We start from the raw sequence: 25,002 nt of genomic DNA on the forward strand, positions 1-25,002 counted from the left end.
TTTCGTTGACTGTCCGGGATGCCCGAAACTCTTGACGAGTTCCGCAACAGAAAATGCTTCACAGCGTTGGTCTAAGCGGCTAAGAAGGGGTTGCGGTAACCTCATGTCAGTTGTTTGCCAATAATGACCGATGGGTTATAGTCATCAGAGCAGCTCTCTAGCCCCTTTCCCGTCGGCGCAATCAATATGAGCACTCGTTTCCGAACCCAAGGCTGCTTTGGCCTGAGTCTTCAGTCGAACACAGCGAACCTGCTTGGGCGAGCAGCCGACCGGGGCTTCAAACGGATCGTAACACCCGCCGCTCTTGCGGTGGGTTTAATGGTCATCTTCGCTGCACCAATGCTGGCCGCCGAGCCTGAGTTCTCCGACGAATGGTACTTCGATCCCGAGGGAGCCGTGCGGACTAATCTGGAGGGCGGCCCGGCGATCGAATTGTCGACCGATACCTGGATCGGTGAATCGACCACGCTGGACGAGTGCCGCGGCAAAGTGGTGGTGCTGGATTTCTGGGCCACCTGGTGTGGACCCTGCGTCGCGTCGATTCCGAAAAATATCGAACTTGTCGATGCTCACCCGGACGAGCTGGTCTTTATCGGCATGCATTCGGAGACCTCCGGCTGGGACAAAGCCCCTCAAATGGTCGAAGACCGTGAGATCAATTATCCGGTCGTGCTGGACACCGGAGAAACGGGCGAAGCCTACGGCATCAACGCCTTTCCCACCTACATCATCATCGATCGCAACGGCATCGTGCGGGCCGCTGGCGTCAAACCAAGCCACGTCAAAACGATCGTCGAGCAGTTGATCGAAGAGTCCGGTTCCGGCGGCCAGGGCAGCCAACTTGTCTCGTTCAAACGCGACTGGTTTTACAGTGGGTCGGAATGGATGCGGTCCTGGCAGGAACAACTCGGACAGCCCGCTCCTCCAATCCACGCCACCGCTTGGTGGCGTCCCGGTGATGACATCGATGTCGACACCGACAACGCGGCCGAACCGGAAGACAGCGAACAACAGGGCGAGGAAACCGCCAGCAAAGATGGCCTCAGTGAAGAGATCGCAGCGGAGGCGCCCGAGGGACTGCAGGAGGCCGACTTGGACGGGGTTGTGCGTGTGCTGCACTTCACACGACCAGGCCTAACGATCACGCAACAGCAACTGCAAACATTTAACAAAACAGCTGCCAAGTACGCTCCGCAAGGCGTTGCCTTTGCCGTCGTCTGCGATCGGCAGAGCGATTGGCAGGCGACGCGAGCCTTTGCGGCGGAAATCGATCTGGCTATCCCGATGGCGCTCGACGCAGCCCCCCAACTCGCCACCGACGAAGACTCGGCGCCCCAGCCCGCCAACGGCTCATCAGGCCCATCCCGCGAAGTTGGCCCGCCCCGCGAAGCCGGCCGGACGGCACAGGGCTACCATGTCCGCATCGCACCGGTCACGGTGGTTGTCGATCGCAACGGTCGCATCCGAGCTACGGGCCTGAAGCTGCAGCAGCTGGACAACGCCCTGAATCTGCTGTTGGCCGAACGCGCCGAATGACCTCTGGCTTGGGAAGGCCTGTCTCGAAACCGGCCGCTGGCGGCGGCCATGGACAATCTTCCGACAAAACGTTCGAACTTCCGACAAAACATTCGAACCGGGAAAACGACCCACCTATCGAGATGGGGCGGCAATTAAAATGAACCCGCTCCATCGTACTCCGTAGTCACCACCGCAGCCTTCCCTCTCACCACTATCATCGACGGCGTCATGACCGAAACTGCTGTTACCCCTCAACCGGCTTTGGACGCATTGTCCGACGAAGGTTTTCCACCGTCCGCCGCGTTTGCCAAATCGGTCATCGAACAGGTTGGCAAGACCGTCGTCGGACAGACGGAAGTGGTCGAGCGAGTTTTGATCGCGTTGCTGACCGGCGGCCACCTGCTACTCGAAGGCGTACCGGGGATCGCCAAAACGCTGCTGGTGCAATCGGTTGGCAAGGCCATCGACTTGCAATTCAAACGCGTGCAGTTCACGATCGACCTGTTGCCCTCGGACATCCTAGGCTCGGAAATCCTGGATCAAAAATCTGGCCAGTTTCACATCCACAAAGGCCCGGTGTTCACCAACCTGTTGCTGGCCGACGAAATTAACCGCGCGTCACCGAAAGTGCAGTCGGCGCTGTTGGAAGCGATGCAGGAACGGAAAGTATCGATCGGCGACGAAACCCACACGCTGCCCGCTCCGTTTCTAGTGATCGCCACCCAAAACCCGGTCGAGCAAGCTGGCACGTTTGAATTGCCCGAAGCCCAACTGGACCGGTTCATGATGTGCCACCGCCTGCGCTACCCCACGCCGGCCGAAGAGACCGAGGTGGTACGTCGGGTGTTAAAGCTGAAACTGCAACGGCAAGGCGATGGCGCGGTGCCGCAATCGATGTTTGACGCCATTGGCGATGAACACAAGCTGAGCGTCAAAGACTTGACCGAAGCGATGACGCAGGTCCAGGCCGTGCACGTCAGCGAAGTCTTCATCCACGACTGCGTGAAACTGGTCAACGCCACTCGAGGACACCAGGACTTGGTACTGGGCTGCAGTCCGCGTGCGGTGCTGAGTCTAGTGCAGGCCGCTCGTGCACGAGCCTTTATCTATGGCCGCGATTACGTCGTGCCGGAAGACCTGTTTACACTGGCCGAAGACGTGATCCTGCACCGTGTGCGGTTAAGTTACGAAGCGCTTGCCGACGGGCTGACCCCTGAAGCAATGCTGGAACGCTTGCTGAACGAAATGTTGTAGGTTGTTTTAGTTTAGCAACGCCGATCTGTACGAACGCATGAATCACGCCACGCATCTCTCCGAAACGTTACCTCGCCCTGACATTCTGTCGCGGGCAAATTTCGAACTGGTGGTCCGCCGCATCGCCGACGATATCGCGTTTGGAACCGACGATTCCCTTTTCGTTGGCTCGGGCTTGGAATACGCTCAATCGCGTCCCTACGAACCCGGCGACCCGGTTCGCCAGATCGACTGGAAGCTGAGCGCTCGGATGCCCGTGGCTTACGTCAAGCAGCACGAAACGCTCAAACGCATGGCGATGTACCTGATCGTCGATACCTCGGCCTCGATGAGCGTCTCCTCAACGACGCTCAGCAAACACGGGCTGGCCGTATGGGCCGCCGCCGCGATTGGTCTGGTCGGCGTGCGGCGGTTGAGTCCGGTCAGCGTCATCAGCGCCGGGGCACGTCATCAACACGCACGTTCGGATGGCAATCCCAGCCTGTCGCCCGATGATCTGTGGCGAGACCTGGAACCGTTGCGGGCCCATGACGTCGACGAAGAGACCGAACTGGGCGATCGTCTGACGGCCCTCTCGGCCCGACTGACACGCCGCAGTCTGCTGTTTGTGTTCAGCGATTTGCACGATCCCGAAGCGTTAGCCGTGCTCCGTCGCTTGGGGCATCAACACGACGTGGTGGTGCTGCACCTGCAGGACCCCTCGGAAACCGGAGCCCTGCGAGCGGGTTATTTCCGCGGCAGCGAAGCCGAGTCAGGACAGGCGTTTCTGGCCAACGGACAACAGCAGTGGCGCACCACCTGCACCCTGGCCCGCGATTTGGCCGGCGCCGATGTTAGTTACCTGAAACTGGTGACGAATCGGCCGCTGTTGTCGCCACTGCGTCAGTTCCTGTTAGCCCGCGCGGTGCGGATGCGAGGCCAGCGATGAAATCATGTGTCGCTTGTAGTCCCGAAGGGACGACTGGATGTAGCCATGGGCGTCAGCCCATGGTGGGACGAACTCCATTCGCACCAAGCCCCAACGGGGCGACAGGACTATGTGGCGTCCTCCGATTCATGTCGTCCCGTTGGGACTATGCAACGTGTTATTTCACCCATTCCATGGGCTTGCGCCCATGGCTACATCATGTCGCCGCTCCGCGGCTGAACTCAGCTCGTAGAAAATCGCCGCTGCAAACGGTCGTTTTCATGGTGCTGCTGCTGATCGGGATCGGCCTGCCGTTCTCGACTGCCGCTGCCGAATCAGAAAACGTCTTGCTGACCGTCAAAAGAGGACTGACGGCTCAGCTGAACTTCACCCACCTCAACGGTGCGCTGCGTGCCCTGCCGGATCAATCCATGGACGCCGCCGTGCTGGTCCGACTGGAACGTACCGGACCTGCTCAGGAAAACGCCGCCTACCGTTACACGTTGTCGTTCTTCGGTACCGTCGCCGGCCATTACGACTTGTCGCAGTGGGTTGTCCAGCGAGACGGTTCACCGCTTGCCAGCGATGAGGCCTTGCCGGCGATGCAGGTCCGAGTCGTGTCGGACCTTCCACCGGGACACGGCACCAGTTTGTACGAGATCGACGATCCGCTGCTGCGAGCTCAGGGCGGTTACCGCGCGGCCTTGATTTTGTTCGCGTGTTTGTGGGCCGCGGTGCCGATCGTATGGGGATTCATCCGCTTGCGGTCTCGTCAGCCACCGCCAGCAGCAGCAACCGTGTCGCCGCCAACCTTGTCCGATCGCTTGCGACCGTTGATCCTGCGGGCCAGCCAAGGGCAATTGACGGTGGACGAACAAAGCCGACTGGAAATGCTGCTGTACGTGTTTTGGCAGCGCCGGCTGGGGTTGCCCGATTCGATGGCCGAAGCGTTGCCGGTGCTGCGACGTCATCACGAAGCGGGCGGCCTGCTACGAGCGTTGGAAGCCTGGATTCACGCCGACGGTCCGTCACAATCGTCGCTCAGCAAGACCACCATGGATGCCCTGTTGGTTCCCTACCATGCGGAACTAGCCAACTCCCAGACCGATGCCGAACCCAAAGTCAAAACCGAAACTTTCAACGCTGCGGTGGGAGGTTCGGCATGACGTTTGTTCATCCACAGTGGTTGTTGCTACTGGTGTTTCCCCTGGCACTGGGCTTGTGGTCGGTGCGACGGCGCGGCGCTGGTTTACGGATGCCCTTTGACCACCAGACGCATGCCTCACGCCCGTGGTTGGCTGGTCTGTTGCGCGGCGTGGAGTTGTTGCCGGCGGTCATGTTGGCGGTGGCCGTGGTGTTGATCGCCCGGCCTCAGGTGCTGAGGGTTCCCGAACAGGACCGCGTGGCTACCCACATCACCGTATGCATGGACGTATCGGGCAGCATGGGCATGGGGATGGGCGAACAGAACCGCTACGAAAGCGCATCAGCGGCCATTGAATCGTTCACCTACGCACGCGAAGGCGACGCCATCGGACTGACGTTGTTCGGGTCCTGGCCGCTGCGTTGGGTGCCACTGACCAAGGACCTGCAAGTGCTCCGCAATGCCCTTGCGTTTGCCAACCCCCGCAACCAACCCATCGGTATGGGCGGTACCATGATCGGATCGGCGCTTAGCTACTGCGCCGACAACATGCAACGCGAAGCCGCGCGGCTCGATGGCACCGACACCGGACCCCAAACGGCCGACCAGTGGCGACAGCAGCGTGCCGCCGAACAGCTGTTTCGTTCCGCATCTCTACCGGGCTCCGGTGCAGGCGGTGGTTTGGCAGCGCCGCCGTCCACCGACCGGTTGTTGATCCTGGTGTCCGACGGAGCCAGTGGAGACCTGAACGGGCAAGACCAGATCGACCGCATCTCGGAACAGCTGAACGATGCGGGGATCACCATGTACCACATCCACATCGGCAGCGATACGATTCCGCCGGCGGTGTCCAGCATCGCTCGAGCCACCGGCGGCGACGCTTTTCTGGCCACCAATTCCGATGGCCTGCGTTTGATTTTTAATCATATCGACCAGATGCAACCGGCCCACTTTGTCGCCAACGCATCGCTACCGGTCGACTACTTCGAACCCTTTGCCGCGATCGGTGCGGTCGCCTTGCTGCTGTACGCGTTAAGCCTGCTGAAGTGGAGGTACACGCCGTGGTAGACAGCCCCTTGATCACAGCCAATCTGGTGGCGATCGTCTGTATTGCCATCGTTGCCCTGGCGGAATGGTGGCAACTGCGGCGGACCCATCGCGTCGCCAAGCTGGCCTTTGGTCCCAGCGGTCGACCGACTGCATGGGCTCGCTGTGTGCCGGCCCTTCGCGTGCTGACGATGGGCATGCTGGCTTGGGGGCTGACGATCCTGCTGACCGAACCGCCGCAAGTGGCAGAAGTCGAGCCGGCTCCGGAAGCCTCGAAGCATGTCTTGGTCTGCTTGGACGCTTCCCCCAGCATGTTCCTGGAAGACGCTGGGCCACGCCGCGACGAATCCGGCAAGTACCAACAACGGATGGTTCGCGGCGGAGAGGTGATGCAAGCGGTGCTGGACCGTTTGGACGCCGAGAACACTCGCATCACCGTATTTGGCGTCTACACCAAAGCCGTGCCGATTGTCGAAGAGACGTTCGACAAGGCGGTCGTGCAAAACCTGTTCGATGGCTTGCCCGTGTTCAGCGCGTTTGAACCCGGCCCCACCCAATTGTCGTCCAGTATCTCCGACGCGATCGAGTACTCACGACGTTGGCCCGACGGTTCGGCGCTGTTGTTGGTCGTCAGCGATGGCGACAGCACCGACACCACACCGATCCGTGCGATCCCCAAAGCCATCGCCGATACGCTGGTGATCGGACTGGGCCAAACCGGGCAAGCGACAACCATCGCCGGCCACGCCTCGCGGCAAGACGCCGATTCCCTGCGAACACTCGCCGGACAGCTGCGCGGCACCTACTTCGACGCCAACATCCGGCACCTGCCCAGCGAACTGCTGAATCGGCTGTCGATCATCCAACCCCGGGTCACCGAGGGCGTAGGGTTGCGCGATGCGGCGGTGCTGGCGGTCGTGTTGGGAGCCGGACTGCTGTCGTTGCTGTTGCCTGCACTGAGTTTGTGGGGCGCCCCGCGGCTTGATTCCGTTCCCGGAGACCTTGCCTGATGCGCAGTTCACTCCTCTGGTTGCTGTGGCTGGTGTTGCCGGTATTTGCTCTGGCCTACCATTATGGTCCGGGGCAAATCTGGCTGGCTCGCGATCGGGCGGCTGCCATGATCCGGCAGGCGGAAGCTCGCGCGGTCGTCGCCACCGAGGCACAAGCCGCCGCCTACGAAGCCCAGCTGCATTTGTTGGAAGCCCGCCGCGCAGCCTTTACCGCGGACGTCGACTGGCAAACGAAGGTCGAACACCCCTTGGCGCATGCCGTGCTGACGGCGACCGAGAAACAAGACTCCGCCTACGCCGACGCCTCCGAACTGTGGCATGCAACGGTCCAGCGGTATGGCCAAGCCATCGAAACGTTGCTGAAGGTAAAAGCGGTCGCCAACCAGCAAAGCCGTGATGCGGCGATGCCCCAGTCCGATCGGCAACTGCTTGAATCGTTGCGCTGGGCCGAGGCCCGCGCGATGGTCCGTTCGGGCGAAGTCTTCAACGGCATCGAACAACTGCAAGCTCTGCTCGACCTGCGTGTCACCGAAGCTCATCAGCAGGCGTCCTCCGCCGTACAACAGGCCTCGTCTGCCAGCGGGGCGTCCCAGGCTTTGCCCATCGCTGCGATCCGCGAAGAACTGGCCGCTGCGCAGTACGTGGGCGCAAGGCTGCTTCGCGAGGAAGGCCGCCCGCCGGAAGTCTGGCGACCGGTCGCCAACGCCGCCCGGCAGCACTACCGCTACCTTTCCGCCCCCGAAAACGCTCCCTCCGCCGACGCTCCTGCCACGGGCGACGCCGAGCCATCAAACGCCCAGCCATCCAACACCGCCCCATCCGGCGCCGAGCTCTCCGACGCCGAGCCGTCCAGCGTTGTCCCATCTGACGCCGCATCGCCACCACCGCTAACCGGCGATCGTTCGGCTTCCGCAGCGGACCCCACGGACCTCGACCGCAACCAACGGATGCAGCGGAACCTGGAACAGGTGCTGAATCTGGAACAAAGTGTATCTGACCAATTGGAAGGCTTGCCGCTTCCCCGCAGCGCTCCGCTGGCCCGTCGCCCGGGCGACGGCGAACCGGGTGACAAGCCCGGTGGAAAACAGCCCGGCCGGGGCCCGCTGAGAGACGGACCGCCGGCTGCCGGCGCGGGTATCCCGGGCCCCCATGGTGCCGGATGGTGATTCACCGCCCGATCAAAATCAAAATTAAAATCGAAAACGTAGCGACGCTCGCTAGAGCTTGGAAAACAAACCAACAGTTGCCAATCATGACACACTGCTCAAACCGTCAAATGACCTCCACGCTATCCGCGCCGCTTGTAGCTACGCTCGCCAGAGCGTGGTCTGCACGGAACCGTACGGTTGCCTTGGCTGCGATCTTGGCCGCAATTGCGTTCACCCAAACCTCTTCGGCCACGGCTCAGACACCCCAAAAGTTGCGTTCCGCAGTGCAAGCCATCGCCGACCCATTCGCGTCCACAGAACAAGCGGCGGCACAAAACGCAGCGGCGCAACAAGGAGCCGCCCAGCCAGCTCCGGCCGCTCCCAAGCCTGACGCAGACACTACCGCGATCCTTAATACGCTGAAAACGCTGCCCGATACCGAGCGCCGCGCCATGGTTGCCTACTACAAAGACTTGGGGCTGGACCTCAGTCCCTGGCTGCAGGCCGACGGAAACGCGGGCGGCACAGCCAATGGTCGCCGCCGGCAACTGGTGCGTCTGATGCGAACGGTGAACTTTGTGCGACGTCCCGAAGCGGTCTTGGGGGCACGCAGCCAGATCGGTATGGAATCGCAATCGCTGCCCGCCGAAGACGCCCCTGACCAGGAAATCATCCAGTGGTTTCATCGTCACGCAATGGCTGCCGAATGGGATGCGGTCAAAGCATTGCTGGTGCTGCGAGCCGGCAGCGAAGCCGAAGGCATGTACGCAGCGTTGATCTCGGGCACCAACCATGCCGATTCCGAATTGATTCCCGAAGACGTGCTGGGGTTGTCGGAAGCGGCTCCTGCGGAACTGACCGACTGGCAGGTCGACGCCTTGGCAGGACTGCTAAAAGCCGCTGCGAAGAAAACCAGCACGCGTCCCTTGATCGAACGCTTTCGCCAAGGCACCACCTGGTTCGGCAACGAAACCGATGCCCAGCGTGACCGCACCGTGCGATTGTTGCTGGCCGCGGGACTGCCGATCGAAGCCTTCGAATTTATGCCGTCGCTGGAGGAGGCCCGCGAGGCTAAAAACGCGGCGGTCATGAAAGGTCACGCCGAGTATCAGATGGCCCGCGCAGCCGAAGCCAAGGGAGCCGCCAGCGATCGGATGGTCGAAAACGCCTGGTCGCTGTTTGGCGAAATCGCTTTGCTCGACAGCGCCGACACGGCCCTCCGCTCCGAATGCCTCAGCAGCGCCGTCGATCTGCTGCCCCGTGTGCCACCAGGGCCTGGACTGGCTTGGCTGCGGAGTCTGTTCGAACATCCCTCGCTGGCTCCGGCGGGACTGCAGGCGGTGGCATTGAAGGCACTCAAATTGGAAGACGAAAAATTGCCCGAAGCCGTCCGGGCACAGGCGATCTTAACCATGAAAGAAGCGGTCGATACGCTGCTGGCCCAGCAACACCTGCAGCTGGACCAGCTGACAATCCCGTTGCGGATGTTGACCATCGGCCTGCTGTCCCGAGCAGAAAACGCCATCAAGGAACAAGCCAAAAAGAACGGGGTGTCCGAAGTCGCCGCCTTGCTGCTGCGGTCGATGCCCGACGAAGCCTGGCGCAAACAGATTGAACCCAGCCTGGTCGGCCGCGCCTACAACGCCTTCATCGGCGTGGCCTTGATCGCCGACGAAACCGACCTGGCGCTGGAACTATTGGCCCAGGGCGTCCAGCGCCAACCGGCAATGAGCACCGAATTGGCCACCGGATTCTTGGACCTGTGGGTCGACCGCATGCAGGCTCGGACTCAGGAGCCTGTCGTGAACAACAACGCATGGTTTTACGCCTTCAGCCGCAGATCTCGGCCATCGACGCCGGTCACTCGCGGTTGGCAGCAACGCAACCTCGACCGCTTGTCCGAACTGCTCGATGTACTCGACGGTATCGGCATCGATGGCCGTAAACTACCGGGCGTGGTGGCGGCGTTGAGCGCCTGCTACGGACCCACTCAGGCTTACGAACGCGCCACCGTGGAACGGATATTAGGCCCCATCGACCAAATCGATGCCCCCGTCTCCGGCCAATTGGCGTCGACCATGCGGCAGGGGTTGAGCGGTGATTGGCGGAGTCGCAAGGCGCAAGAAGACGCGGGGTTTGAACGCAGCGAATCCGAACTGCGGAAAATTGTCGAAACCGGCTATGACCTAGCGACCGCGTTGGCCGAATCCGCCGTCGCCAATAGCCAGGACGAACAGGACGCTTGGCAACACGCCATCCTGAAAGCCGCCCTCAGCTTCGACCGCATGCAGTTCCGTGGCGAACGAGAACAAGACGCGGTGGCCTATCACGCAGCCCGCAAGCTGGTGTTCAGCGCCTTTGAGGACGCCGCCTCCCGGTACCGTGAATCGCTGGCCGACGGCCGCGTCCGCCCCGACATGCAAATCTACAACGTGTGGTTCAGTCTGGCCTTGGGGGCCAGCGATCTGGGGGCATTGACGCTAGAAGATTTGATGACCGAGGGCATGGAAAACGCCGACCAAATCGACCGCATTCGTGATGATATTCTAAAGATGGCACCCGAGCATTCGAACTATCACTTCGGCGAATTCGCGCGCGGCGTGATGTCCGGCCTTTCCGAAACCAAACCCGAAGTCAAGCCACGTTTGCTGCAAGCCGCCGCCCGTGTGGTGGGAGAAGACCCGGCCGGGGCACCGATCCGGCGAACGCTGGATCTGTACAATGAACTGGTGGAAGACGAAATCCACTTGCACCTAGCCATCGACGGCAGCGACCGCGTGGGAACCGAGCCCTTTGGTGCCATCCTGACCCTGCAACACACCGCCTCGATCGATCGATCGTCCGGCGGCTTTGCCCGCTATCTGATGGACAGTTTCTCGCAGTTCAATGCCGGTCAGTGGCAGACGATTAATTACCAGGAACGGTTGCAGAAAAGTATCGAAAAGTCCTTCAGCGGTACCGTGCAACTGCTGGGCATCGGTTTCTTCCAACCGATGAACCCGGCCGTGCCAATCAGCCTGGCGGGGCAAACCGGATGGCAAGAAAAACCGATGGCGTATCTGGTGCTACAAGCCATGGATCCCAGCGTGGACCGCTTGCCTGAAGTACAGATGGACATGCATTTTAATGATGCCTCGGGGCCGATCGTGTTGCCGGTGTTGTCCAACACGGTGTTGATCGACGCCGTCGCCGAACCCGCACCGCGTCCGCTGGGCGATCTAGTGATCGAACAAACGCTCGACGCCCGACCCCTGCTAGAAAAAAAGGACGAGCAAATCGTACGACTGGAAATCATCGCGCATGCAACCGGTGTGCTGCCGGAAATCAACCGGCTGTTCGATGACTTGGCCAACGCCTTGCCGGGCTACGTTCTGGATGATGCTCAACTGGTCGCCGATCCCTACGACGTCAGCCAGACACACCGTGCTCAATCCGAAGACGCCGACAAACCCACCAATCGCAATCCTTACATGCCTTACTCCAAAAGCCTGCCGAACTTGGATCCGGATAGCGATGGTTTGTTCCGCTTGGGCACGATGCGGAAATGGAGTGTGACGTATGTTCCCGAAACCTCGGTGACGGCCGCTCAGCCGGATCGATTTGAATTCCCGGCGGTTAGTGACGACAGCATGCCAACGCTGGTCTCGCTGACGACACCGACAACCCCCCCCGCCGACGGCGCCGCCGCTCCAGCAAGCAGCGCAGGAAGCACGGGCGACAAAGGTAACACGGATGTCGCAGCGACTCCGCCGATATCGATTAAACGGTTCACCTACGAAGACTATGACCTCGTCCCGGTCGAAAGCCAAACGCTGCTGTTTAACCCACAGAGCTTCCCCGCGATGGCTTGGCTGGCCGGCGGCTTGGCAGGGTTGTTGCTGGTGTTCTTGATCGGCTGGCGATTGTGGCACGGGGAAACAGCAGCCCAGGTCGACACGGCGGCGATCGCGATCCCCGAAACGCTCACCCCAACCGGTGCGACGCTGTTGTTACGGCGGATTGAACAGACCCAGGCCACGGCTTGGTCGAGCAGCGAACGAGCCGAATTGCGAGCCAGCATCAACGCGATACAGCGTCAACACTTTGCCGAGGCGGAACCACAAAACGGCGACGCCGCCAAGCTGCGTCCCATGGTCGAGCGCTGGACACGGCGGGCCAGCACCTAAGTCGCAGGGTGTCGCCTGGGGCGTTCCGCTAGAGCTTTACCGGAATGGGCGTAGGTCGGCCAGCTTTGAGGTAGTGGACGAGGCTACGAGTCCCAGCGACTTAGTGGCACGGCGGGACTCGTAGCCTCGTCCACTACAGAGAAAACACTTGACCCGCGTGATTTGTAATAAAATTCGAATGACGAAGTTATTTCCGAACAGCACCTAAATCGCAGGGTGTCGCCTGGATCGTTTGCATCCTAGGCGAAGACGCCGGCGGGTACTTTCTCCCTCTCCCCAGCCCCTCCTCTCCCACATCTTTCGCGGTCAAGCTTGGGGATGATGGAGGACGTCGCATGCGAATGATAGGGGCAAGAAAAGGACCGGAGTTCGGGGTGCCGCATCACTCGTGATAGACAGGGGGAAATTGTCGAGAGTCGACTGTTCCACGGTCTTTTGCGTGATATTGGAACACACCACCATTCCACGTGCTAAAATGCGAGGCTCTATATACCTGCAAGTTCGGGGAACTTGATGCGGATTGAACGCAATTGAGAGGATCGATGTCCAATAGTTCTTCGCGACCACGATGTCATGCAATGCCTCAGGCTGGCCGCGGCCTGTGGACAGGATTTGTTACCAAAGTCTGTTTTCTTGCTTGCACATTTTTTACTGCGGCGATGCCGGTATCGGCTGCGGAACCGATCGAAAGTTTTCTGCAAAAGCACTGCATTCGCTGCCACGGTCCTGAACAAGAAGAAGGAGACATTCGCTTCGATCGTTTGTCACGCGACTTCAAGTCGGGCCTTGATACGCACCACTGGGCCGAGGCGATCGACAAAGTCAACAGCGGCGAAATGCCTCCGCAGGACGAACCGCAGCCGACTGAGGACGAGCTCTCGGCGTTTGTCTTGCATCTCGACTCGCGACTGAAACAAGGCCGGGCGACTCGCATGGCAGCTCGTCCCGCGATGGCCCATTACCGACTTAGCCGTCGCGAGTACCAGAACACCGTCTACGACCTATTGGGCGTGCGATACGATCCGGCGAAACCGGGAGAGTTGAACGAGGATACGCTGTGGCAAGGGTATGAACGTATCGGCTCGCAGCTGTCGCTTTCGCCGTCCCATGTGGACCGTTACTACGGGGCCGCAGCGATCGTGCTCGACCGCGCCTTCCTGCAGGCCGCCAGCGAGCCTCGCAAGGTCCGTAAGACGGCGGCCGAATTGCGGTACGGTGGCGGCAAGCAACAGCAAGAGTCGCTGGACCTGTTTGGCATCAAGCGGCCGCTGCGTTACCTGCTGTTCCCCGGTCGTGTTCAGCCCGCACTGTCCGCAAACTGGCTCGGACACACCGGACCGGAACACAGCGGGTTGTACAAACTGCGTCTGCAGGCCAGCGGAATTCGTCCCCCCGGCGGTCAACCGGCTCATCTGAGTGTCGGCAATCAAACCAGTGAAGAGACCGTGGACGGCTTGATCGAATTCGACATCACCGCGCCGGAAGACAGCCCGCAGGTTTATGAGTTCGAAGTGTTTTTGGAGATGCCCACCCAGTTGCATTTTTGTGTGGTCGCCACGGACGTGATCGATCGCAGGGGCGGTGCCGCGTTTCGCAACGCCTTGGTCAGTCGAGACGGGTACCTGTTCACGCACAGCAGCGAGACCCGGTTGCTGAACCCCAACGCCCCGCAGATGTTTGACGACCAAGGCAACGGGATCTTTTCCACCGTGCTGCTCGATTGGGTCGAATGGGAAGGGCCGCTGGTCACCGAAGCGGAAAAATCGCGGCGTGAGCGCGTGATACCTCCGGACGATGCGGCGCCCGCGTCAGTCGCGGAATACCTGCAGCGGTTTGCTGAGCGGGCCTGGCGGCGAGCGGTGCAGCCGGAGGAACTGGACAACTACATGCAGTCTTACAGGAGTGAACGTCAGGCCGGCGAATCGATGATCGACGCCTATCGGATCGCCCTGCAAGGTGTGCTGACCTCGCGAAACTTCATCTATCTTGTCGAAGGCGATCCGCTGCCACGGCCCCGGCTGAACGACTGGGAACTCGCCTCGCGGCTGTCGTATTTTCTCTGGAGCTCGATGCCCGACCAAGACCTGTTCACCGCCGCCGAAAGCGGAAAGCTGAGCGGTGAGGTGCTGATCGCAGAGGTGGACCGGATGCTGTCGGACGGACGTATCAACCGCTTTATCGATGACTTCTCGCGGCAGTGGCTGCAGCTGCATCGCGTGGGGATGTTCCCGCCGGACAAAAAACTGTATCCCAAATACGACGACTGGCTCGAAGCCAGCATGCGGGCCGAGCCGATGGAGTATTTCCGTGAGATGCTGGTGAACAATCTGCCCATCGACAGTTTTGTCGATTCGGACTGGACAATGGCCAACGCTCGGCTGTGCGACTTCTACGGCGTGCCCGAGCCAGAACGGGACGGCTTCCAGCGCGTCTCGCTGAAACCCGGCGATCACCGCGGCGGTTTGCTAACGATGGGCGCGGTGCTCGGTTTGACCTCCGACGGCACACGGCATCGTCCGGTGCATCGTGGTGTCTGGCTCAGTGAAGCCATCTTCAACAATACTCCGCCGCCGCCTCCGGCCAACGTGGACCCGATCGAGCCCATTCCACCCAAGGGCAACAAAATCACGATCCGGCAACGAATCGAGGCTCACGCCAGCAATGCCAGTTGCGCCGCCTGCCACCGCAACATCGATCCCTTTGGCTTGGCCTTTGACCAGTTCGACGCGATCGGTCAGTGGCGGACCCGCGAGTACGTGCCCACGGGCGTCGGCGAAAATCCGCTGGTGGACGCTTCCGGCGTGCTGCCCGATGGCCGACCGTTCCGCGATGCCGCCCAGTTCAAGCTGTTGCTGTTGGAGGACCGCGAGCGAATCACGCGGGCCTTTATCGAGCACTTGTGTACCTACACTCTGCGCCGCGTGCTGACCGTGGATGATCAGGACGCCGTTGAAGCGATTGTCGACGAAGCGAAAGCCAGCCGGTACGGTGTCCGAGACATCGTGCGAGCGGTGGCTTTGTCGGAATTGATTAGAACCCGTTAACCCAGCGGCGACCCGGGAAACGCCGCCGCTGCCCGCCCAACCGCACACGCCCCTCCTTCGTTATAAAAGGCTGAATCATGGGTAAATTCCTCTCCCAATCCTGGCTGCTCGATCGCCGACACGCACTGCGGGCCCTGGGGACCTGCATCTCGTTGCCCATGCTGGAGTGCATGACTCCGCTGAACGCGGCCGAGCCCGCAGCGATGCCCCGCCGCAGCGCCTTTATCTACCTGGCCAACGGCGTCCATTCACTGAACTATCAGCTCACCACCCCGGGCCGCGATTACGAGTTCTCTCGATCGCTCAAGCCTTTGGAAAAACACCGCGAAGTGATCACGCCGATCAGCGGGCTGCATCATCCGGGCGCCATCAGCCACCACCACAACTGCATTTCGGTTTGGTTGACCGGCGGAAAGCTTGGCCCTACCGACCGCAATACGATTTCGGTGGACCAACAGATGGCGGCCGTCACGGCGGAACATACCCGCTATCCGTCGATGGAAATCGCCATCACCCAAGGCTCGCTGGCCTGGACGGCCGACGGCGTGCAACTGCCCGCCATGCGTCGTTGCAGCGAGATCTTTGCGTCGCTGTTCGAGGAACCCAAAGGCGGCACGGCGGCGCAGCGTAGAGCCCTGCGCCGCAAAGCCAGTGTGCTGGATGACAACTTGGCCGAAGTCCGCCGGCTGGAACAGAAAATGGGCACTGCCGACCGAGGCCGCCTGAACCAATACCTGACTTCGGTACGCGAGGCGGAAATCCGCACGCGGCGGGCCGACGCCTGGCTCGACACGCCGCTGCCTGAGATTTCCGAAAGCGATCGCAAACGCACCAACCGCGACATCCCTCAAACCCAAGCGGGCGACTATTTTCGTACCGTCTATGACCTGATGGTGCTGGCCTTTCAGACCGACGTCACCCGTGTCGCCACGTTTAGCCTAGGGGGCGAAGGCCAAGCGATCGCCATTCCGGAAATCGGCATCACCGAATCCCGGCACCAGCTCAGTCATCACGGCGGCGATGAAGGCTATATGGAGAAGCTGACCAATTACGACACCTTCGCCATCGAGCAGTACGGCTACTTCCTCTCGCGGCTTGAGGAAACGAAGGACTTGAACGGCCAGCCGCTGCTGGGAACGACGATGTCGCTGTTTGGCAGCGGCATGTCGTACGGCCACAGCCACGGCAATGCCAATTTGCCTTTGGTGCTGGCCGGTGGCTCGGATCTGGGCCTCCGACACGGCAGCCACCTGGACTTCAATCAAGGGCACTTTGATGGCTACGAACTGGACCAGCCCGGCAAACACTACAGTCTTTGCAGCCGTCCCGCGAACCCGGACGCCCACATGAGCAATCTGCTGCTGCTGATGGCCCAACGCATGGGAGTCGAGACCGACCAGTTTGGCGACAGCAACAAGGTGATCGAAATATGAATCAGCTCCGATTCTTCCGATCGATCGCCATGATGTGCCTTGGCGCGTTCCTGCTTGCGCCGTTTGCGGCGGCCGAGGAAGGACCGTTCCGCCCCCAGCCCGGGAAGTTTCCTCCGATCGAAAAGGCGCACTCCTACCGGGGTGAGTTGGTGTTCGTCGATCATGCCAACCGTCGCGGCAGCATTCGCGTCGAAGGATCGGGGATGTTTTACCGCAACGATCCGCACCCCTTCGCCATGTTGCCCTACGGCATGGTCCGCTACCACGGGGCACCCGCGGATCTGCGCGACATCCCGCTCGGCACCGTGTTGCACGTCCGAGCCTTTCTGCCGCCTGACCCCAAACTTTCCTCCGTGCCGGTATTGCCGGTTGACAACAAGGTGAAAGACGCGAACCACAATCGCGGCGCAGGCATCTTTCCCGCTGAAAACCATGTCCTTTTGCTGGAAGACGAACCCAGCCACTGCCAGCGGGAAGGCAAAGTCTGGAAGCTGCAGGAAATCGAGATTCAGAACAATCAAGGAATGATCGTGGTCCGCTGCGAACCGCACGAAGGCGGTGAAGCGGAGGCCGCTGCGGAAACGATGACCTTCGACGCCGCCACCCGCATCTGGCGCGGACGCGAACGTCTGGAAGTCGCGGAACTGGTCGCGGAGGGCAGTTGGCCTGCCAGCGGAAAGAGAAGTCTTGACGACCAGCCGGTGTTACTGGGGATCAGCTGGAAACCGACGCCCGGCGGCGTGTTCACTCGGTTTCATATCTCCGACATCTGGCTGGACGAAACCGCGATCCAGCGTGCCGCTCGAAACCAGACCGAGACGCACAACGCCTTCATCCGCAGCCGCTGGATGCCCGCTTGGGTCGATGCGGTGGAATACGGCAAGTTCGGCAGCGCCAAGGTGACCGCGACGCTGTTCGGCGGCATGGACGAATCCCTGTACGCCGATTTTAAGGCAGACGAACACGCTCTGATGAATGCGGTCGAAAACACTTTAAAACATACCCACGGCGCCTACGGGCCCGCACATATGGCCTGCAAGGGGCCGATCCTGGACGTGGTCCGCATGGATGGAGAGCCACCGGTGGGCAGCAGCGGCATCCAAATCCAATTTGAAACCGACCTGATCATCGAGGGCATCCGACCAGGCCGAGTTGTGCGCGTGAGTCCGGCGAGCTGGCCGCAGGTCAACGTGCCTCGCGAGGAATACCTCAACATCGGATCCTCCAGCACCGAAGAACGTTTTCCGACCCCCGCCATCTTTCCTAAATATTGACCGTCAGGTGGTTGTGGCATTGCAACTTAACGGTTTCACCGAGCGATTGATCCAACAATCGGTTCGCTGAAGTCATTCAGGTGCAAACCCATGCTTAGAAAGAAAGTAGGTCGTGCTGCAGAACGGCTGAGCTGATGGAACGATTATCCAACCCACTTCCGCCGGGACAAGCCCCGGTCGGAGCGACAAGCCCGGCGGAAATTCTCGCGACGGACACCTCCCGACAGGGCAAGGCCTTGTCATGGACGGAGCCGACGTCCGACGCGAACACGAAAGAAGGCCGCAAAACAATAGTGTTTTGCGGCCTTTGAATGAGTGGGCAATACAGAACTCGAATCTGTGACCTCCACGATGTCAACGTGGCGCTCTAACCAACTGAGCTAATTGCCCGATTTTTTGAATTCGACAGCGATCGGTCCGCTGCCATGAGATTCTGTTTCGGTTTCCCGTGGCTCGTTTCTTTAACAAACTCGCCTCTGAAAACGCCCTGCTAAAATCGTTGCGGTAGTCTGTTCCGATCATGCCGATTCGTCAAGTAGATCTTCACACTTCTTTTTTTCTCACTCTCACAACGCTGATCCGGCCTCTCCGCAATTTGTCGTTTTGCACCCAAAATCACTTCCAATTGGCCTCTCAGGCTCGCTTCGTGGGCTATGAAACCCGCTCTGGGGGGACTGTTCCTTGGCAAAATAGGGATTTCACACGTTTCACTGTTGACGCTCACCACCGATGATATGGATACTTTTGAGGTGAGATTTGGGCTTGACGTCTGTCTATATTGCCACAGGGCATGTTGGACCGGCAGCGGAGACTCACTACCCAAAGAGTCCCCCGCTACAGTCGGCTTAGTTAAACAATGACCTACAGTTAGTTGCGTGGGTGTCCATCGGAAGCAAAATGGTTTTGTTTCCTGGAACACCTTCCCTACTGCGAACGCGGCCGGTTATTTCTGGCCTGATCGCGGTATTCCTTCCAAGTTGAGCCGGAATGCCCTCCGGCCGGAGCAGAATTTATTAGTGGCGTTGGCACGAAAAAGCACTCAGCAGGATCCTCGCGATACCATTCGTATTAATAATCAGATTCGAATCAGCCCGATTCGAGTTGTCAGCGAAGAGGGGGAACAGTTAGGGATTATCCCAACTGAACAGGCCCTTGAGCGCGCTCGCGATGCGGGCCTGGATCTTGTCGAAGTCGCTCCGAACGAGCGACCCCCGGTTTGCCGAATCATGGATTACGGCAAATACAAATACGACAAGAACAAAAAACTTCACAACAGTCACGCACGGACGAAGACTAAAGAGATTCGTCTCCGTCCGAAAACGGGCGATGAAGACATCCGCACGAAAATTCGCCAAGCGGAAAAGTTTCTGGAACACAAGGACAAAGTCCAAATCAGTGTTCTGTTCCGCGGTCGTGAAATGGCTCATATCGAAGAAGGCCGTAAGGTCATGGCGATGGTCGTGGAAATGTTGAGCGAAATTGGCAAAGTCGAAACGACTCCGCAGCAACACGGTCGGCGCATGATCTGTATGATCGCGCCTAAGTAAGCTCGGTCGTAAGGCCAGTGCCGTTTGTCTTGGCATCAAGCAAATGTTTTTGTAACGGTGCGGCGTAAGTCGCCCGGTCTAATTCGCACGCGTTGCTTGCTGCCGCCGACGGCTCGCGCCGCCAACGCTACCAAAGAAGTGAGCCGTGGGGTGTCAGGCACCGGGTACCAAACGGGTGATGGGTAACGTGTCCATTACGACGCCTGATGCGTTGCAGCTTAGGAAAATCATAACCCGACGCGTAAGCGAGGGACCGCATCAAGATCGATGTTCCCTCGCTTACGCGTCGGGTTATGAAAAACTCGCAACTTCAAAACTCACGCATCAGATGACGAGGGTGATTGCTCGGCGGCCCCAGGATAACGACGTATTCTAAGCCGGATGCTCTCTAGCGTGATGCGGCTTCAAGGTCAGGAAGAGTGAGAGTCAGCGTGCCAAAAATCTCTGTGGATCAAATCTGCCAGCGACTTGCGGAAATCGCGCCGCTGCGACTTGCCGAGTCTTGGGACAACGTTGGATTGCTGATCGGCGATCGCAAACTTGGCGTTTCTCGCGTGATGACTTGTTTGACGATTACCCCCGCGGTAGTCCAGGAAGCCATTGATGAAGACGTTGATCTGTTGATCGCACATCATCCGCTTCCCTTCAAACCGCTGTCCCGCTTGACCAGCGACTCGGTAGCCGGTTTGATGTTGCTGCGTCTGATCGAAGCACGGGTTGCCGTTTACAGCGCCCACACCGCGTTTGATTCCGCCGCCAGCGGCATCAACCAGTTGTGGGCAGATCGATTGGGAGTTGTGGAGGCTCAACCGTTAATTCCTTTCGATGCGGCCGCTGAAAATATCGCCGAACTGGGCAGCGGTCGGTTTGGGAATCTCGAGCAAGCGATCGGACTTGACGAATTGGCTCTTTCAGCCGCCTCTGCGGTAGGAGCCGAGCATGTCCGCCGCGTTGGGCACGCTGGGCAACCCGTTCAGCGAATTGCGTTTGCCTGCGGCAGTGGTGGCAGTTTCTTGGCGGCCGCAAAACGCAAAGGTTGTGACGCCCTGGTCACAGGCGAGGCCACCTTTCACACCTGCTTGGAAGCCGAGTCGCTGCAAGTCGGCTTGGTGCTGTTGGGGCACTACTGGAGTGAACGGTTTGCGATGGAATGGTTGGCCGAACAACTGGCAGCGAATCTTGAGGAGCTGACAATTTGGCCGAGTCGCCTCGAATCGGACCCGGTCCAAATCGTGGCCGGCTGAGTCCGTCCCGAAGTCGCCATTTGTTTTTCCAGCGTTTTTGCTAGCTGCCCGGTCTAATTCGAACGTTTTACTCGTTGTAGCCGGACGGCTCGCGTCGTGCCGCTACTAAGGTAGCTGGCGTTGGGCTCACGTCGCACCGTTACCAGAGTACATGGCCCTGGACTCGCGCCGCTAAACCGGATCTTCCGCCCTGCATTGACTCCTTTGCAATAATTTCTATCCAGTTAGCAATACTGGAAACATTGACCGCCATCTAAATACGCCTAGAATGCCCAGGATCGGGAACAGGAATTGCTCGACTTGGCGATGAGCGAGTTAGCACGCCGAAAGCAGACGTTTCCCCACCTTCGGCGGGATTGCCCGCAAAATGGAGTATGGCGGAGCAGCGTCGTGATCGCTCATTTCAAAGAGAATTCAAAGAAAGAAACGTACAATTATGACAAAACGCGAACGATGGTTAGTCGCCATTCCCGTCTACAATGAAGTCGCCACGGTCAACGAAATCCTGGATCAGGTCGGCCACTACGCCTCGGATGTGTTGGTGGTCGATGACGGTTCGAGTGACGGAACGGCCGAGGTGCTGAGTGCGCGAGTGGACGTAAAAGTGGTCCGTCACGCCGAGAACCAAGGTTACGGAGCGGCGCTTCGCAGTGCGTTTGCCTACACGATCGATCACGGCTTTGATGGTGTGGTCACGCTCGATTGCGACGGCCAGCATCAGCCGCAGCGGATCCCACGCTTCATCGAAGCGGCGGCGGCTGCGGACATCGTTTCGGGCAGTCGGTATTTGAAGCAGTACGAAGGGGACGACGCACCTCCGCCCGAGCGAATGTTTATCAATCGCCGGATCACGGGCGAACTGAATCAGCGTCTTGGCTTCAACTTGACCGACGCGTTTTGTGGATTCAAGGCGTATCGGACTTCGGCGATTCGCCAGCTGCGGATCACGGACAACGGTTACGCAATGCCGTTGCAGTTGTGGGTCGAGGCGGCTGCTGCGGGGTTGCAAGTGATCGAGATTCCGGTTCCCTTGATCTACTTGGATTTGAGTCGCTCGTTTGGCGGATCGCTGGATCATGCCGAAACGCGTCTGAACTATTACAACCAAGTGCTCGACGACGCGATTCGTGTGGTCCAGGCCGAAGGGAAAACGATTGGTAAATCGAAATCGGTTTGCGGACATAGTGCTGGCTAGGTGACGGATTGAAAACGTTTCAGGAATTTCGGCACTATCGTGCTCCCAAATCGCATGGCGAATCGTTTACGGATCCGAATATCGGAGACGTCGGTGTTCAGCTGCGCGGCAATCTCGAGTTGCTCTCTCAGCACGACCCGTGGTGGCAGAAGCTCCGCCGCGACGCGCGTCAGCAGATGATCAGCGACGCGATCCGTTACACGTCGACGTACCGCGATGTGGACGTGATGGCGAGTCGTCGTGAGCGTCCGATCTTGATGGCGGGACACCAACCGTCGCTGTTTCACCCAGGCGTATGGTTCAAGAACTTTACGCTCAGTCATCTGGCCGAGCAGCAACAAGCACTCGCGATCAATCTGGTTATTGATAATGACGCCGCCTCGGGTAGTTCGATTCGGGTGCCGACGATCGATCGTGACACGGGGTACTACGTCTACAGCACGGTTCGCTATGATCGCTTTGGTGGCGGAGTTCCGTACGAGCAGACGGTGATTAGTGACCGCGAGCGGTTCGATCATTTTGACGATGATGTGCGAAAAACGGTGATGCCGATTGTTGCTGATCCGTTGATCAATCGCTTGTGGGTGCATGCTCGCAACGCGGTCGAACGATGTGGGATCGCCGGCTGTGCGCTCGCCCAAGCACGTCATGCACTCGAAGGTGAGATTGGGTTAAACACTCTCGAGTTGCCACTTGGGGTGCTCTGTCGAAGCCGGATGTTCGCCGAGTTCCTGCTGTTGATCCTGAGTGATCTTTCGCGTTTCCAAGACGCGTATAACACTGAGGCAGATTTCTATCGCAAGGCACACGGCATCCGTAGCAACTCGCATCCCGTTCCGAATTTGGATAGCGATGACGGCTGGTTGGAGGCTCCGATTTGGATCTACAGTGACGCGTTGCCTCAGCGACGAGCCGGTTGGGTCAAGGTCACCAAAAAGTCAATGATCATTAGCGACCGCAACGGACAGGAGTGCCGGATTGCGTTGGGGGCACATGACATGGCGGAAACGCTGGCCAGTTCGATTGGTCCGCAATTCAAGATCCGTCCCCGGGCGCTGTTGACGACCATGTATGCACGGCTAGTGCTCAGCGATCTGTTTCTGCACGGGATTGGCGGCGGAAAGTACGACCAGCTGGGTGACCGGATTGCCGAGCGTTTCTTTGGGATCACGCCACCGGAGTTCATGGTGGTGTCGGCGACGGTTCAGCTGCCTGGGCCATCGCCAAGCGAAACCGATTCCGAGATCACCAGGATAAAGCGAGCGATTCGCGACACACGTTTCCAGCCAGAGAAAGTGGCCGATTCGAGTGAGTTGGATGCGTCGTTAGTTGCAAGAAAGCAGGAGTTGTTGCGTCAGGTGCCTCCACCGAACGAGAAACCGGCCTGGCACAACCAGCTCGACTCGATCAACGAACAGTTGTCGGCGTCACTTAACGAGCAGCGTTCGCAGTTAGAGGCCGAGTTGGCCACGGTGATGCGTGAGCGGGCCTCGCTAGCAGTGCTGAAAAGTCGCGAGCATCCTTTTTGCATCTTTCCGATGCAGGATTTGGTCGGGACGTTTGAACAGCTGATTCGTCGCAGTGAGGCGGGCGAGGGAGCGGTCGTGAAGGGGACTCATTCGTCTTAGGGTGAGTCGTTTTGGCGTTTTTAGCCTTTTGTCTTAGTGAGCCGTGACGCGTGAGCGGCCGGGTACTTAAATCTACAGGCCGCTAGCCACGGTTCCTTCGTTCAATCAGGGTGATCGCGCTGGCAGCTAAAGGGATTTCTCCGCTGATTCCTGCCTCGCTGCTCTCAGCGACTACCGACCAGGATTTGTCCAACGACAAGCCAAACGGCGGTAAAGGTGATGCCTAAAGCGGCATGTAGGGTATCGACATTCATCGGTTGCGAGCCTTTTCATAGAAGGTGAACGGACATGACATGGCCCGTTCCCTGGCCCGCACTTGGTCGGCAACTGATCTTCAGTCGCCAATCGAATGCTTGTGTAGCAGCGCTTTTCCCGGCGCTATGGTTGTTATCGGCTTTGCGTTACACCAAAATTGCAAAAAAAGGTTTCGGGCGGACAGAGCACCCAGGCCTCACAAGTTCACAGCCATCACAAAATTTCAGCGTCGACACGATTCGGCGATTGCAAAGGATTTGTTTCACGCGATGACGATTAATTACTGGTTGATGAAGTCCGAACCGACCACTTTTTCGATCGAAGACTTGGCGGGTCAGCCCGACCAAACGACGTGTTGGGAAGGGGTTCGCAACTATCAAGCACGAAATATGTTGCGAGACGATATCCAGGTCGGCGACCGCGTATTGTTCTATCACTCCGCCTGCAAGGTGCCTGCAGTGGTGGGGACGGCGGTGGTCAGTAAGAGTGGTTATCCCGACCCGTTCCAGTTCGATCGCAAGAGTAATTATTTCGACGAAAAATCAGATCCCGAAAATCCCCGCTGGTACTTGGTCGACATCAAGTTGGAGAAAAAATTTGAGCGGCCCGTGACGCTGGCGGAATTGCGAGAGCGAGCGGGGCTGAAGGGGATGGTGCTGCTGCAAAAGGGCAGCCGGTTGAGTGTCCAACCCGTGAAGAAGAAAGAGTTCGAGACGATCGAGAAACTGGCGAGCAAGCCGGCGTAACAAACAAGCCGGCGCATCAAATCTGGTCGGTTTCGGGCGAACTCGTCTCCGCAGCATTTGTCTAGCAGTTAGGTAGGAGTCTTTCGGTATGTTTGCCGTTCTAGGCAACTCCGAGAATTATTTTCTCGTAGCTACCTTCGCCAGAAGGTGGTGAATCGGATTGGGCGCCAGCGATCCACGCTCTGGCGAGCGTAGCTACAACCACGATTGCCCCAATCGTTCCTACCTGCCTGCTTAGCAGGTGGCGGTGCGGTGATTCGCTGAAGAGCGAGGTTCTCCGCATTGGACGAGGTGAAACGGGGCCGACCCGGTGGGATGATTTTGGTGGTTTTAGGGGACTTGCACGTCAGCGGCTTGGATCCGATACTTTTGCGAATCCCGAGTTCAGTGGAGAGCGATGTTTTGCGTTTAAAACATGGTTTTTGTTAAGGGGACTTGGCGA

General features: G+C 59.2%; 16 protein-coding genes and 1 tRNA gene. 16 read left to right on the forward strand and 1 reads right to left on the reverse strand.

What is annotated here, in order from left to right:
- Nucleotides 1–186 precede the first annotated feature (186 nt).
- The 11 genes from SH528x_RS03950 to SH528x_RS04000 all read left to right on the forward strand — a co-directional run bounded on the left by SH528x_RS03950 (nucleotide 187) and on the right by SH528x_RS04000 (nucleotide 17,945).
- The gene (locus tag SH528x_RS03950; RefSeq protein WP_442509234.1) at nucleotides 187–1,536 is read left to right on the forward strand and encodes a redoxin family protein; all 1,350 of its coding nucleotides are present in this window, start codon (nucleotides 187–189) and stop codon (nucleotides 1,534–1,536) included.
- Nucleotides 1,537–1,746: 210 nt separating this feature from the next.
- Nucleotides 1,747–2,772 (forward strand): AAA family ATPase, encoded by a 1,026-nt coding sequence (locus tag SH528x_RS03955; RefSeq protein WP_442509235.1) that lies wholly within the window; start codon nucleotides 1,747–1,749, stop codon nucleotides 2,770–2,772.
- A gap of 37 nt (nucleotides 2,773–2,809) precedes the next feature.
- Nucleotides 2,810–3,700 carry a DUF58 domain-containing protein gene (locus tag SH528x_RS03960; protein WP_442509236.1) on the forward strand — a complete coding sequence of 297 codons (891 nt, stop codon included), beginning with the start codon at nucleotides 2,810–2,812 and terminating at the stop codon, nucleotides 3,698–3,700.
- Nucleotides 3,701–3,873: 173 nt separating this feature from the next.
- A complete protein-coding gene (locus SH528x_RS03965) occupies nucleotides 3,874–4,845 on the forward strand; it encodes a hypothetical protein (RefSeq protein ID WP_442509237.1) in 972 nt (323 codons plus the stop codon).
- Nucleotides 4,842–5,891 (forward strand): vWA domain-containing protein, encoded by a 1,050-nt coding sequence (locus tag SH528x_RS03970; RefSeq protein ID WP_442509238.1) that lies wholly within the window; start codon nucleotides 4,842–4,844, stop codon nucleotides 5,889–5,891. The genes SH528x_RS03965 and SH528x_RS03970 overlap by 4 nt, the downstream gene beginning before the upstream one ends.
- The gene (locus SH528x_RS03975; protein WP_442509239.1) at nucleotides 5,885–6,880 is read left to right on the forward strand and encodes a hypothetical protein; all 996 of its coding nucleotides are present in this window, start codon (nucleotides 5,885–5,887) and stop codon (nucleotides 6,878–6,880) included. Before SH528x_RS03970 ends, SH528x_RS03975 begins: the two co-directional genes overlap by 7 nt.
- Nucleotides 6,881–7,128: 248 nt before the next feature.
- Complete coding sequence (locus SH528x_RS03980) at nucleotides 7,129–8,046, forward strand: hypothetical protein (protein WP_442509240.1); 918 nt, start codon at nucleotides 7,129–7,131, stop codon at nucleotides 8,044–8,046.
- Between the two features lie 86 nt (nucleotides 8,047–8,132).
- Nucleotides 8,133–12,194 carry a hypothetical protein gene (locus SH528x_RS03985; RefSeq protein ID WP_442509241.1) on the forward strand — a complete coding sequence of 1,354 codons (4,062 nt, stop codon included), beginning with the start codon at nucleotides 8,133–8,135 and terminating at the stop codon, nucleotides 12,192–12,194.
- A gap of 542 nt (nucleotides 12,195–12,736) precedes the next feature.
- Nucleotides 12,737–15,238, forward strand: coding sequence for a DUF1592 domain-containing protein (locus tag SH528x_RS03990; RefSeq protein WP_442509242.1), 2,502 nt, complete (start codon nucleotides 12,737–12,739; stop codon nucleotides 15,236–15,238).
- Between the two features lie 77 nt (nucleotides 15,239–15,315).
- Nucleotides 15,316–16,671 (forward strand): DUF1552 domain-containing protein, encoded by a 1,356-nt coding sequence (locus SH528x_RS03995; protein ID WP_442509243.1) that lies wholly within the window; start codon nucleotides 15,316–15,318, stop codon nucleotides 16,669–16,671.
- Nucleotides 16,668–17,945 (forward strand): hypothetical protein, encoded by a 1,278-nt coding sequence (locus SH528x_RS04000; RefSeq protein ID WP_442509244.1) that lies wholly within the window; start codon nucleotides 16,668–16,670, stop codon nucleotides 17,943–17,945. The genes SH528x_RS03995 and SH528x_RS04000 overlap by 4 nt, the downstream gene beginning before the upstream one ends.
- Before the next feature lie 316 nt (nucleotides 17,946–18,261).
- On the opposite strand, the gene SH528x_RS04005 is transcribed toward SH528x_RS04000, so the two are convergent.
- Nucleotides 18,262–18,335 (reverse strand) — tRNA-Val (locus SH528x_RS04005).
- 626 nt (nucleotides 18,336–18,961) lie between these two features.
- On the opposite strand from SH528x_RS04005, the gene infC reads away from it, so the two are divergent.
- The 5 genes from infC (at nucleotide 18,962) to SH528x_RS04030 (ending at nucleotide 24,560) form a co-directional block, all read left to right on the forward strand.
- A complete protein-coding gene (infC, locus tag SH528x_RS04010) occupies nucleotides 18,962–19,492 on the forward strand; it encodes a translation initiation factor IF-3 (protein ID WP_442509245.1) in 531 nt (176 codons plus the stop codon).
- 431 nt (nucleotides 19,493–19,923) lie between these two features.
- Entirely contained in the window at nucleotides 19,924–20,736 is an 813-nt protein-coding gene (locus SH528x_RS04015) for a Nif3-like dinuclear metal center hexameric protein (protein WP_442509246.1), read from the forward strand.
- Between the two features lie 436 nt (nucleotides 20,737–21,172).
- Nucleotides 21,173–21,931 (forward strand): glycosyltransferase family 2 protein, encoded by a 759-nt coding sequence (locus SH528x_RS04020; RefSeq protein WP_442509247.1) that lies wholly within the window; start codon nucleotides 21,173–21,175, stop codon nucleotides 21,929–21,931.
- A gap of 8 nt (nucleotides 21,932–21,939) precedes the next feature.
- On the forward strand, nucleotides 21,940–23,559 hold the full coding sequence (locus tag SH528x_RS04025; protein WP_442509248.1) for a hypothetical protein: 1,620 nt from the start codon (nucleotides 21,940–21,942) through the stop codon (nucleotides 23,557–23,559).
- Between the two features lie 524 nt (nucleotides 23,560–24,083).
- Nucleotides 24,084–24,560, forward strand: a complete 477-nt coding sequence (locus SH528x_RS04030) for an EVE domain-containing protein (protein WP_442509249.1) — start codon at nucleotides 24,084–24,086, stop codon at nucleotides 24,558–24,560.
- The last annotated feature ends 442 nt before the right edge of the window (nucleotides 24,561–25,002 follow it).

The sequence above is a fragment of the Novipirellula methanifontis genome (genome assembly GCF_052161655.1).
GTDB lineage: Bacteria > Planctomycetota > Planctomycetia > Pirellulales > Pirellulaceae > Novipirellula.